The sequence below is a fragment of the Prochlorococcus marinus subsp. pastoris str. CCMP1986 genome (assembly GCF_000011465.1).
GTDB classification, from domain to species: Bacteria; Cyanobacteriota; Cyanobacteriia; order PCC-6307; family Cyanobiaceae; genus Prochlorococcus_A; species Prochlorococcus_A pastoris.
Map to the genome: position 1 here is coordinate 1 of NC_005072.1, position 13,126 is coordinate 13,126.

Below are 13,126 nucleotides of genomic sequence, written 5' to 3' on the forward strand. Positions count from 1 at the left end.
AATACAACAATAATTTTGAGTATTTTCCACAGTTTCCACAGAAACTACTACTACTATATAAATTCATTATTAGAAAATTTTCTATTAGAAAGATTTGAAGATTTAAAAGAAAAATATTTAATTGCAATAATCAAGAAAATGGCTCTAGTATGTAAATAAAGTTATGAATTCAGATGGAGATTGTTTGTAATCAAAATGAATTTAATTATGCTATTCAATTAGTTAGTAAAGCAGTTGCTTCAAGACCTACGCATCCTATCCTTGCAAATTTACTTCTAACAGCTGATCAAGGTACTAATAAAATTAGTTTAACTGGATTTGATTTGAATCTAGGAATACAAACTTCATTTGATGCAACTGTAAACAAAAGTGGAGCAATTACAATTCCATCTAAACTTTTATCTGAAATAGTTAATAAACTACCAAGCGAAACTCCTGTCTCTCTTGATGTTGATGAGAGTTCTGACAATATTTTAATTAAAAGTGATAGGGGTTCTTTTAATATTAAAGGTATTCCATCAGACGATTACCCAAGCTTACCGTTTGTAGAAAGTGGTACATCTTTGAATATTGATCCAAGTTCTTTTTTAAAAGCTTTAAAATTAACTATATTCGCTAGTAGTAGTGATGATTCAAAGCAATTACTCACAGGAGTAAATTTTACATTTAATTTAAAATATTTGGAGTCAGCTGCAACAGATGGGCATAGATTGGCTGTTGTTTTGGTTGATAACAAAGAAAATTTTGATGAAAAAGAAGATTTTGCTTCAAATGAAGAAAACTTATCAGTTACTATACCAACAAGATCTTTAAGAGAAATTGAAAAGCTTGTTAGCCTTAGAAGTTCTGAAAATTCAATTAAACTTTTCTATGACAAAGGTCAAGTAGTATTTATTTCCTCTAATCAAATAATTACTACTAGAACCCTTGAAGGTTCTTATCCAAATTATTCTCAATTAATACCTGATAATTTTACTAAAATTTTTACATTTAATACAAAAAAAATAATCGAATCACTTGAAAGAATAGCAGTTTTAGCAGACCAACAAAGTAGTGTCGTTAAGATTAAACTTAATGAAAAGGATTTAGCATTAGTCAGTGCTGATGCTCAAGACATAGGGAATGCCAGCGAATTAGTTCCTGTATCTTTTTATTTTGATCAATTTGATATAGCTTTTAATGTAAGGTATTTATTAGAAGGTTTAAAAGTTATATCAAGTGAAAATGTAATTTTTAAATGTAATCTTCCAACTACTCCAGCTGTTTTAGTTCCAGAAGATAATATTAATTCTTTTACGTATTTAGTCATGCCTGTTCAAGTCCGTTCTTAAGTTGAAATTACCAAAAGAATTTTTATTAAGTGAATTATTAAGACATAACGTAAAAGGTAATGCCACCTTAAATTATGGTAAGGGTGAAAATGTTTGGATGCATCCACCTGTTCACAGAATTTTAGGTTGGTATTCTCGCCCTTCAAATTTGGATTTAAAAAGAAATGTATGGAAATTAAATCAAATTAGTCAAATTATAGATAATGATATTTTCGTAAAAGGTAATCCTGCAATTTCAGACCTTGCTACATTAAATAGATTTCCTAACTTAATAGAAGCTAGTTTAGTTAATTCTGAAGGTTCAAAGATAGGTGTCATAGCAGATTTTTTATTCGAAATGAAAACTGGAAACATCAAGTTTTATTTAATTTCTCGTTCTAATCCAAGAATTCCAGGCTCAAGTAGATGGAAATTAAATATAGATAATATTGTTGATCAGCAACCAGGTTTAGTTTTTTGTTCTTGCGTTTCTTTAGATGATTTTCCTTTAATAAAATCAAGTATTAAACATGAATTTTTTAAAAAAGGAAAGAAAATAATTGATCGTTTTGATGATATGAAAAATACCGCAACAAATAGGTTAGAAGATTGGCTAGAAGAAGATGAAGATATAAACAAAAAGTCAGAATTTAATCGGAATAGTTTTTATAATGAAAAAGAAAAAGTAAGATCTTTCAGAAATAAAAGAGAAGATGACCCTTGGATTTGACTAATGATAGATTCTTCAAGTAACAATACTTATGATGTTAATGAATCACTTAAAGTTGAAAACTTAACTCGTGATGATTATGAAGAGATATGCAAAAGATTAGGAAGAAAACCTAATAGAACAGAATTGGGAATGTTTGGAGTAATGTGGTCTGAGCATTGCTGTTATAGAAATTCAAAGCCATTATTAGCTAATTTTCCTACTACAGGAAAAAATGTATTAGTTGGTCCAGGAGAAAATGCAGGTGTTATTGATGTAGGCAATGATCAGAAACTTGTTTTCAAAATTGAAAGTCACAATCATCCTTCTGCTATTGAACCTTTTCAAGGAGCTGCAACAGGAGTGGGTGGCATATTAAGAGATATTTTTACAATGGGTGCGAGACCCATAGCAGTTTTAAACTCTTTAAGATTTGGCAATCTTGATAAATTATCTAATATTTCTTTACTTCGAGGTGTAGTTTCGGGGATATCTCATTACGGTAATTGTGTTGGGGTTCCTACTGTCGGTGGAGAAATAGACTTTGATGACAGTTATTCCGGTAATCCTCTTGTTAATGTTATGGCTTTAGGTTTATTAGAAACTGATGAAATCGTTTGTTCAGGAGCAAAAGAAGTAGGTTCTCCCGTTCTATATGTAGGAAATACCACAGGAAAGGATGGAGTAGGAGGCGCTAGTTTTGCTAGTTCCGAATTAAATACTAATTCATTGGATAATAGACCAGCAGTACAAGTAGGTGATCCATTTATTGAAAAAAGTCTTATTGAAGCTTGTTTAGATGCTTTTAAAACAGGCGATGTACTTTCTGCTCAAGATATGGGAGCTGCGGGATTAACATGTAGTAGTGCTGAAATGGCTGCAAATGGGAGTTTAGGTATTTCAATTAACCTAGATTTAGTTCCTGCAAGAGAGAATGATATGTCTGCTTACCAATACTTACTATCTGAATCACAAGAGAGAATGTTGTTGGTTGTTAAAGAAGAAAAGTTAAATACTCTTATTAATCAATTTAAAAAGTGGGGACTTTTCGCAAATGTTATTGGTGAAGTCATATCTAGAAAAGAGGTTATTATCTCTCAAAAAAATCAAATAGTTGCACAAATTCCTACTTCTGCTTTATCTGATGAAACTCCAATTAATATTCATAATATTATTAAGGAGCCTCCTATTCATTTATTAGAGAAATGGGAATGGACAGAAGAGGAATTGCCAGCTATCAGCGAAAATAAAATTCTTTCTTTAAAAGACCAACAAAAATATTCTTTTTCTGAAATTATTTTAAAACTTTTATCTAATCCTTCAATTGCTTCTAAAAGTTGGGTGTATCGACAATATGATTCCCAAGTACAATCAAATACTGTTTTTAAGCCAGGAGATGCAGATGCAGCGTTAATAAGACTTAGACGGCAAGACGAGAAAAATAAAAATAATGAATTTTCTGGTGTAGCTGCTTCTGTAGATTGTAATAGTAGATGGGTATTATTAGATCCATATAGAGGAAGTATTGCAGCAGTTGCAGAATCTGCTAGAAATGTAAGTTGTGTTGGTGCTCAGCCAATAGCTATAACAAATAATTTAAATTTTTCTTCACCCGAAACTGAAATAGGATATTGGCAACTGTCATCAGCATGTGATGGGATTTCTAAAGCTTGTATTGCTCTAGAGACACCTGTAACAGGAGGAAATGTTTCTTTATATAATGAATCAAAAAATCAAAACAATCAAGTAACTCCTATTAATCCCACTCCTGTTATTGGAATGGTAGGAACTATTAAAAATGTAGACAAAGCTATTAGTTCAGGATGGAAGAACATAAATGATCAAATTTGGATAATTGGTTCAAATGCTTCTGAATCTTCAATAGCTGCAAGTTCTTATTTAGAATATTTTCATGATTTAGTAACAGGAAGACCTCCTAAAATTCATTTACAAGATGAAAAATACTGTCAAAGTTTTTTAAGAGATTCAATTCAAAAAAATTATATCGCTTCTTCTCATGATGTTAGTGATGGAGGTTTAGCTGTCGCTTTATCAGAATGTTGTATTCTGTCTTCTAAGGGAGCTTATATTCAATTAGAAGAAAAAAATGCTCGTCAAGATAATTTATTATTTAGTGAAGGAGGATCAAGAATATTATTTTCAGTTAATAAAAAAGAAGAACAAAACTTTTTGAATTTTCTTGAAATTAAGAGCAAAGATTTTGGAAGAAACGTATACGTTAAAAAAATTGGATTTGTTTCTGAACATAATCTTGATATAACTCTCCAAGATCAAACACTTTGCAATTTAAGGGTTGATGAATTAACCGAAAAATTTAATAATAGTATTTCTAACTGTTTTTAATAATGAATAACAATATGGAATTATCTACAAAATTCGGAAATTAATTATGTGTGGAATTGTTGGAATTGTTTCTTGTGATGATGTAAATCAACAGATTTATGACAGTCTTTTGCTACTTCAGCATAGAGGTCAAGATTCAACTGGAATAGCTACAATGGAAAATACTGTTTTTCATATACATAAAGCTAAAGGACAAGTAAATACTGCTTATAGAACAAGAGATATGAGAAATTTAATAGGAAAAATTGGTTTAGGGCATGTTAGGTACGCAACTAAAGGTTCAGCAGAAAGTGTTGAAGAAGCACAACCTTTCTATGTTAATGCTCCTTATGGAATAGTTTTGATTCATAATGGAAACCTTACTAATACAAGAGACCTAGAGAAACAATTATTTAATGTAGATAAACGCCATACTAATTCTTCAAGTGATACTGAAATGTTGTTAAACATATTCGCCACTGAATTACAAGAACAGATCCATAATCAAGATCTAGAGCCAGATATAATTTTTAATGCAGTTAAAAATTTACATAAAAGAATTCAAGGTTCATATGCTTCAATTGCTTTAATTTCAGGGCATGGTTTATTAGCTTTTAGAGATCCTTTTGGTATAAGGCCTTTAGTAATTGGAAAAAGAATTTCTCTTATTACTCAAAAGGAAGAGTGGATGGTAGCTAGTGAGTCTTTAGTATTAGAAAATAATGATTATCATGTTGTTAGAGATGTGGAACCTGGCGAGGCAATTTTTATAACCAATAATGGTGAATTTTTTTCAAAGCAATGCTCAGAAAACCCAAGGTTATTTCCTTGTGCTTTTGAATATGTTTATTTAGCTAGACCAGATTCAGTGATGAATGGAATTTCAGTTTATCAAGCACGTTTGAAAATGGGTGATTATTTAGCTGAAACAATTAAGCAATCAATACAGTGTGGGGATGTCGATGTGGTAATGCCTATTCCTGATTCTTCACGTCCTGCGGCAATGCAAGTTGCTAGGCAGTTGGGGATAGAGTATAGAGAAGGTTTTTTTAAAAATAGATACGTTGGAAGAACTTTCATAATGCCTGGCCATCAAAAACGTAAACAATCTGTAAGGCAAAAGTTGAATGCTATGAGTACAGAATTTAAAAATAAAAATGTACTAATAGTCGATGATTCTATAGTGAGAGGAACTACATCAAAACAAATAGTGCAAATGGCAAAAGATGCTGGTGCAAATAAAGTTTTTTTTACTTCAGCAGCTCCTCCAGTTAGATATCCTCATGTTTATGGAATTAATATGCCTAATAGAGATGAATTAATTGCTCATGATAGATCAATAATTGAAATAGCAGAAAAGCTTGAAATAGATCATCTTGTATATCAAAGTGTTGAAAATTTGAGAAAATCTATAATTAATGATTCTCCCATTCAAGAATTAGAAATGAGTTGTTTTACTGGTTCTTATGTTACTGGGACGGTAAATCAAGAATATTTAAAATGGGTTGAAAATGAATATAATTCTTAATTGATATATTTTTCTAGTCGATAACAATTATCAAGATATTCATCTTTTTCCAGATTCAAAAAATCTATTTTAAGCATATTTTTCCCAGAATTATTATCTAATTTGTTTAAGTTTAATCTTGCGGATTTATTTTTATTCGTCTCAATATCGATATATTGGTTGCTAGATAGAACTGTTATAAAATGGTCATCTTTAAGCTGCATTTTCTCATTTACATAACCTAATTTAGAGTTATAAGAATTATAAATATCATCAATTTTTAGTTTAAAAAACTTACCTTTTTTAGAAACTAAATAAAGGATCTCTTTATCCTTACTTTTACAACAAGAAACTATTTGTTCTGTAGGTAAAAGATTAACCAATAATAGTCCTAGTGATTGTTTTGTACTTGGGTTTAAGTTTTTATCTGATAAATCAAATTTAAAAAGCCTACCAATAGAAGTCAATATTACTAGTTGTTGTTGTTTATTTAAAATAAATGAATCAATGATGCTTGTAGAATTTTTTAATTTGGTAATTGAAAAGATCCTATTACTTTTTATCATATCTTCATCAAATAAAACTTTTTTAAATCTTCCATCAGAACTCAATATGCATAAATAATTTTTTAATTTACTGTCTAGATAATGAAAATTTATTATCTCTTTTGGGTCAATATTTCCTAAAACTTTTTTATCCATTTTAAACTCACTAGTAATGTTTGATTTCCAATCGATTTGAATAATTTTTCCCGAAGATGTAATTCCAATAATTTTTAAACTTTTATCAATCCTACATATAAACTTTTGAACATTTTTATTATCTATAAATTTATTTTCATGATCTAATATTTTTTTATAGTTATTATAAATTATCTTCTTAAAATAAAATCTATTATCTACTGATATTTTTGTTTCTTTATTTATAAGATCTTCTAATATTTGATTATTTATAGTATCTATTTCTTTTTCTTGATTTATATCTTTCAAAATTTTTGTTTTTCTTTTTACATTAAATTTCTTTTTTAAACTCTTCAGTTCTTCAATCAAAGTGTCAAGCAATAATCTTCTGTTATTTAAAAGATTATTAAGATATTTTTTCTTTTCAAGTAGTTCTTTCATATCAATTTCAATTTGCTTCCTTTCCAAGGTTGTTAATTTTTTTAGAGGCATGCTTAATACCGCATCTGCTTGTTTTTCACTTAGACTCAGTTTGACTATTAATATTGATTTTGCTTCAGTTGCATTTTCTGAGTTTTGAATAACCTCAATAATATCTTTTATATTTTTAGTTGCAATTGAAAATCCCTCTAATATTTCAAATTTTTCTGATGCAATTCTTAAAAAATATTTTGTTCTTTTTCTAATTGTTTCTTCTCTAAATTCTAGAAAATAATTTAGATATTTTCTTAGTGTAAGTTGAATAGGTTTACCGTCAACTAAAGCTAAAAATATTGCACCAAAATTAGATTGTAAAGCTGTTTTTTTGAATAAATTTGATACTACAATTTCAGAATTTGAATCTTTTTTTAATTCAATAACGACCCTCATCCCGTCTCTATCACTTTCATCTCTAATATCAGAAATCCCATCAATTTTTCCTAGATTCACCAATTCTGCAAGCTTTTCGATCCATCCTGCTTTACTTATTTGATAAGGTAGTTCTGAAATTATAAGTGCATTTTTTTTATGCCTTCCTTTCCCTAAATTAATTTCTTCATTTTTAATTACTCCCCTTACTGTTACTGAGCCTCTTCCTTGTAGGTAAACTTCATTCATTGCACTATTGCAAATTAATTCTCCTCCAGTTGGAAAATCAGGTCCTAATATAATTTTCGACAATCTCAAGTCGCTTATTTCTTTATCGTTTATGAGGGCAATTAAACCATCAACTATTTCGCCAAGATTGTGCGGGGGGATATTCGTTGCCATACCAACAGCGATTCCTGAGGAACCATTTAATAACAAAAAGGGTAATTGTGCCGGCAATATGTCTGGTTCTTGTTGTGAGCCGTCAAAATTATTTGAGTAACTTACTGTTTCAGATCCAATCTCTTGAAGGAAACATTCATGAGCTATTGGGGCCAATCTTGTTTCTGTATATCTCATTGCAGCTGGCGGGTCATTATCAACAGATCCAAAATTCCCATGACCATCAAGAGTTGGATATTTTGTAGAAAAATCTTGAACTAATCTAACCAGTGCCTCGTAGACTGCTTGATCTCCATGAGGATGATATTTCCCTAGTACATCGCCCACAACTCTGGCACATTTTCTGAATGGTCTATCTGGAGTAAGTCCTAATTCATGCATTGCGAAAAGAATTCTTCTTTGAACTGGTTTCAGTCCATCTCTTGCATCAGGTAAAGCACGTCCTATTATCACACTCATTGCGTATTCTAAATAGGAACGTTGCATTTCTTCCTGCAACGATATAGAAGTGAATTTTTCCTTAGTCATTTAATAGGAAATTTATAGAAAGCTTTCATAAACTAAATTAAGATTAATAGGTAAATAAATATTTACCAGTATTAATAGTTGGGGAATTTATTTAATTTTTGTTTTTGCAACTAATATTTCTTTTTTAATTTGAGGATTTTCAAAAAGTTTTTCAGTAGAAATTTGTAGTTTTTTACCCCAAAGCTGTTCTTTTCTATAATTAAAGTCAACATAATTTGGGTCTTTGTTTAAAGCTTTTTTTGCTAGAACTATTGCTTTATTAATGTCCTTATTTTTTAAGCATGAAGCAAGTGCTAAAAGTGGTTCTGCACTTTCCTCAAGTTCTAGAGCCTTTTTAAAAGAGATAATAGAAAGATTAATTTTATTTAGTTCAAAATATGCTAATCCTTGGTTGTTAATTGCTTGCCAAAAATCTTTTTTAATTTTTATTGCTTTATCAAATTCCTCTATGGCTTTTTCATAATTTTTTTCCATTAAATAAATATTTCCTAATTGAAAAATTGCTTTAAAGTTTTTAGGAAGGATTTTAATTCCTGAAAGTAAAGAAATTTCTGCTTTTTTTATTTTTGATTGTTTTAAATATATAGTACTTTTTGCAAAATATATTTCACTCATTTTGGGGTTTATCTTCTGAGCATTATCTAGTGAAATCAAAGCATCATCATATAATTTATTGGCAATTTGTGTTTCAGCTAAGATAGTCCATAATATTTCACTTTTATTATTTATTTTTACAGCTAATTTTGCCAAATTCAAACTATCTTTGATTTGTCCAAAATACAGAAGCTGATAAGCTTCTTTTCCAATTGATAAACCTTGTTTTTGTAAGCTTTTTGTTTCTGGCAAGTAATAATATGGTATTAAAGCTTTTAAACTTTCAGCGATAAAAACATGGCTACTAATTATTGAAAAAAATAATATTTTTAAAAGAGACTTTTTCATATTTTTATGTATTTTTGAGCATTGCTTTTATATTTCTTTTCCACATCCATGGTTTTATTCTTTTTAATGTAGTTCCTTGAAGATTTTTTTTCCATTTTTTTTCATCCCAACTTAATGCTTCAATATTTAGATTTTTAACCCATGATTTTGGATAAGCTTCAATGCTCTTATTTAATGGAACTGTTTTATTCCAAGGACATACATCTTGGCAGATATCACAACCAGCAATCCATCCATTTAAATGTTTTTCTACATGTTCTGGAAAAGTTTGATTTCTATTTTCTATAGTATGGTATGCAATGCACTGTTCAGAATCAATAACAAAGGGTTCTGTTATTGCATTTGTTGGACATTTTTCAATACATTTTTCACATATACCACATAGAGATTGGGAAGAATTGTCAGGCGTCAAATCTTCCGAAAGAATCAAAAAACCTAAGGTTAGCCATGATCCAAATTCTTTATTAATAAGATTACTATTTTTGCCTATCCAACCTAGACCCGCTTCTTCTGCCCATGCTTTTTCAAGAAGAGGGGATGTGTCAACGCAAATTTTCCACTTGCAATTTGGAACTTTAGTATTAATCCATTTACCTATTTTTTTTAATTTTTTAGCAATAACTTTGTGATAATCTTCTCCTTGGCCGAATTTTCCAATTTTGAATTTTGCTTTTTCCTTATGTTCATGACTTAAATAATTAAAACCAACAGTTAAAACACTTTTCGCTTCATTTAGGAGAGATTTTATATTTTTTCTTCTTTCGGCTTCCATCCATTTCATTTCAGAATGATAATTATTTGCTAACCATCTTTCTAATGCTTGAGTTCTTAATTTGACTCGAGAACTTCCTGGTATTGATGCTATACCGGATACGGCAAAACCTTCAAATATTGCTCTTTTTTTTAGCTTCTCACTGAATTCTTTTTTATTTTGAATCATATTTCTCATATTTATATTATGAATTAGATTCGAATAAATGGTGTTTTTAAACTAATAAACTAATAAATAATTTAAATTTATTAAAAATAAATATATCCCTATCAAGGAAAACTAGCTAAATTGTTAGTAAAATGAACAAAATTAGGAACTGCAATTTTGGTTGAATCTACTCAAAGTCAAGATTCGAACCTAGGAACTAGGCTCCAACAAGATTTAAAAAATGATCTGATAGCAGGGTTGTTAGTTGTTATTCCATTGGCAACCACTATTTGGCTTTCTTCTATTGTTAGTAAATTTGTTCTTACATTAGTTACTTCAGTCCCTAAACAATTAAACCCATTTATTACATTAAATCCTTTATTACAAGATTTAATTAATTTAACCTTAGGTTTAACAGTACCTTTATTGGCAATTTTGCTAATTGGTTTGATGGCGAGAAATTTTGTTGGAAGGTGGTTGTTAGAATTTGGAGAAGGTACTTTATCAAAGATTCCAGTCGCAGGGGCAGTTTATAAAACTCTAAAACAATTACTTGAAACTTTTTTAAGTAATAAATCCAATAGATTTAGAAGAGTTGTTTTAGTAGAGTATCCACGAGAGGGTTTATTTAGTGTTGGGTTTGTAACTGGGGATGTTGGCCCATCACTTCAATCAGAATTAGATGAGAAATTATTAAGTGTTTTTATACCTACTGCCCCTAACCCAACGACAGGTTGGTATACATTAGTTCCTGAATCGTCTGTTAAAGATCTTGCTATTTCAGTAGAAGATGCATTTAGAACAATAATTTCGGTAGGTATTGTTAATCCTGATGAAAAAGATAGCTCTTCAAATCCTACTTTTTCGAAATTATTTTCCCAACTAAGAGCTTCTACAAATACTTCATCTACTTAATTGATGCATAACAGATCGCTATCACGAGAATTGTCTTTACTTTCATTAGGTCTTATCAAAGATACGGCAGATTTAGAATTAAATAAAATTCAAATTGATGAAATTTTTGAATCCGCTTTAGATTCTTTAATAAACCACTGTAGAGATGAGTTAGATAATTGTGAAGCAGATTTAGAAAATGTATCGCAACATATTTTAGATAGTGAATTAAAGGAAGGTAGTAATTCTTCTTTTGCAAATGTTCGAGATGAACTTAAAAAAGCTTTTTATAAAATGGAATCAGTAATGAACTCACTTTCAGTTACTTTAGATTTTCCAAAATTGATTGTATCAAGTAATCAAATTGACATTAGAGAAGATGTAAATCATAGAATTTTAAGCATAATTAATAATTTAAAATCTATAGACTCGGAAATTGACGAAGTAATGGATAGATGGAGATTAAAAAGGTTGCCTAGGGTTGATCGTGACATATTACGCTTAGCTTATGTTGATATTCATTTTTTAGACACTCCTGTAGCAGTTGCATGTGATGAGGCCGTTAATTTAGCAAACAAATATTGTGATACACAAGGTAGAAAAATGATAAACGGGGTTTTAAGGAGATTGCAAAGAGTTAAGGTGAATTAATTATTTGATATAAATCAATAATTTTTTATAATTTAATAAAATACGATAAAAAATATTTATGACTAATAATGAATCTGATAGTTCTCTTGAATGGGCTTCACAAGCTTATGCTTTGTTAAAACAAAAACAAGAATTAAAAAAACAAGAAGATCAACTTAAAGCAGAAGAACTAAAAGCAGAGCAATTAAAGGTAGAAGAACTAAAAGCAGAGCAATTAAAGGCAGAAGAACTAAAAGCAGAGCAATTAAAGGCAGAAGAACTAAAAGCAGAGCAATTAAAGGCAGAAGAACTAAAAGCAGAGCAATTAAAGGTAGAAGTTAATAAACAGAATTTTTCTAATTTGCAAGATGATACAGAAGTTAAATTAGGAGATTTTGATGATGATTTTACTTGGTCAGCAATGGTGTTGGCTGCGCAGGGTAAAAAAGTAAATGAAATATCAATTGATGAAATAGATTGGTTGAGTAAATTACGAAGAGGATTAGAAGAAACAAGAAAAGGTTTTGTATCAGAATTATTAGATAAATTAGGAGATGATCCACTTACACCAGAATCTTTAGATGATTTAGAGACATTATTAATAAGAGCTGATGTTGGTATTGACTCAACAGATAAAGTAATTAATGCACTTAGGAAAAAATTAAATGAAGAAGTTGTTGGAGGAGAAGAAGGAATAAAATTTTTAAAAGATGAATTACGAGCAATCATTGAAAAACCAATAAAAAATTCTGGAACAAATATTCTTGTTCCACAGAAAGGGAAGTTGAATGTTTGGCTAATAGTGGGAGTAAATGGAGTTGGCAAAACAACAACTTTGGGGAAACTTGCTTATTTGTCATCAAAAAGTAACTATAAAACTTTAATAGCAGCAGCTGATACTTTCAGAGCAGCAGCCGTAGAACAATTACAGGTATGGGGTGATAGAAGTAAAGTAGATGTTATTTCGAATCAATCAAAGAATGCAGATCCAGCAGCCGTAGTTTTTGATGCTATTAACGCAGCAAACAAACGCAAAAGCGACCTATTACTCGTAGATACTGCAGGAAGGCTACAAAATAAAAATAATCTTATGGATGAATTATCAAAAATAAAAAAAATTATTGACAAAAAAGTCCCTGATGCAATCATTGAGTCTTTATTAGTTTTAGATGCTAGTCAAGGACAAAATGGATTAAAGCAGGCAAAAAGTTTTGCAAAATCTGCAAATTTAAGTGGTGCAATTATTACTAAATTAGATGGTACTTCAAGAGGTGGCGTTTCTCTGGCTGTTTCTGCAGAAGTCAATCTGCCGATAAGATTTATCGGCGCTGGAGAGGGTATTAAAGATTTAAGACCATTTAATAGCTTTGAGTTTGTTGAGGCTTTGCTTGCTGATAGATAAAAATTTAATTA

General features: G+C 29.8%; 10 protein-coding genes. 7 read left to right on the forward strand and 3 right to left on the reverse strand.

The window, feature by feature from the left end; all coding sequences use genetic code 11:
- The first annotated feature begins 173 nt into the window (after positions 1-173).
- From dnaN to purF, 4 genes are read left to right on the forward strand one after another with little or no spacing between them, the layout of a single operon-like run.
- Positions 174-1,331 carry a DNA polymerase III subunit beta gene (gene dnaN / locus TX50_RS00020; protein ID WP_011131639.1) on the forward strand — a complete coding sequence of 386 codons (1,158 nt, stop codon included), beginning with the start codon at positions 174-176 and terminating at the stop codon, positions 1,329-1,331.
- Position 1,332: 1 nt separating this feature from the next.
- Positions 1,333-2,040: a hypothetical protein gene (locus tag TX50_RS00025; RefSeq protein ID WP_011131640.1), complete on the forward strand. Its 708-nt coding sequence runs from the start codon at positions 1,333-1,335 to the stop codon at positions 2,038-2,040.
- A gap of 3 nt (positions 2,041-2,043) precedes the next feature.
- Positions 2,044-4,383, forward strand: a complete 2,340-nt coding sequence (gene purL, locus TX50_RS00030) for a phosphoribosylformylglycinamidine synthase subunit PurL (RefSeq protein WP_011131641.1) — start codon at positions 2,044-2,046, stop codon at positions 4,381-4,383.
- 46 nt (positions 4,384-4,429) lie between these two features.
- On the forward strand, positions 4,430-5,890 hold the full coding sequence (purF, locus tag TX50_RS00035) for an amidophosphoribosyltransferase (RefSeq protein WP_011131642.1): 1,461 nt from the start codon (positions 4,430-4,432) through the stop codon (positions 5,888-5,890).
- On the opposite strand, the gene TX50_RS00040 is transcribed toward purF, so the two are convergent.
- From TX50_RS00040 to queG, 3 genes are all read right to left on the reverse strand, one after another.
- On the reverse strand, positions 5,887-8,328 hold the full coding sequence (locus TX50_RS00040) for a DNA gyrase/topoisomerase IV subunit A (protein ID WP_011131643.1): 2,442 nt from the start codon (positions 8,326-8,328) through the stop codon (positions 5,887-5,889). The genes purF and TX50_RS00040 overlap by 4 nt on opposite strands.
- 87 nt (positions 8,329-8,415) lie before the next feature.
- Positions 8,416-9,270: a tetratricopeptide repeat protein gene (locus TX50_RS00045; protein ID WP_011131644.1), complete on the reverse strand. Its 855-nt coding sequence runs from the start codon at positions 9,268-9,270 to the stop codon at positions 8,416-8,418.
- A gap of 4 nt (positions 9,271-9,274) precedes the next feature.
- Positions 9,275-10,219 carry a tRNA epoxyqueuosine(34) reductase QueG gene (gene queG / locus TX50_RS00050; RefSeq protein ID WP_011131645.1) on the reverse strand — a complete coding sequence of 315 codons (945 nt, stop codon included), beginning with the start codon at positions 10,217-10,219 and terminating at the stop codon, positions 9,275-9,277.
- A 147-nt stretch (positions 10,220-10,366) separates the two neighbouring features.
- Here queG and TX50_RS00055 point away from each other — a divergent pair, with 147 nt between their 5' ends.
- The 3 genes from TX50_RS00055 to ftsY are packed head-to-tail and all read left to right on the forward strand — an operon-like array spanning position 10,367 to position 13,115.
- Positions 10,367-11,104, forward strand: a complete 738-nt coding sequence (locus TX50_RS00055) for a DUF502 domain-containing protein (RefSeq protein ID WP_011131646.1) — start codon at positions 10,367-10,369, stop codon at positions 11,102-11,104.
- A 3-nt stretch (positions 11,105-11,107) separates the two neighbouring features.
- Positions 11,108-11,734 carry a transcription antitermination factor NusB gene (gene nusB / locus TX50_RS00060; protein ID WP_036930720.1) on the forward strand — a complete coding sequence of 209 codons (627 nt, stop codon included), beginning with the start codon at positions 11,108-11,110 and terminating at the stop codon, positions 11,732-11,734.
- Between the two features lie 58 nt (positions 11,735-11,792).
- The gene (gene ftsY / locus TX50_RS00065) at positions 11,793-13,115 is read left to right on the forward strand and encodes a signal recognition particle-docking protein FtsY (protein ID WP_011131648.1); all 1,323 of its coding nucleotides are present in this window, start codon (positions 11,793-11,795) and stop codon (positions 13,113-13,115) included.
- The last annotated feature ends 11 nt before the right edge of the window (positions 13,116-13,126 follow it).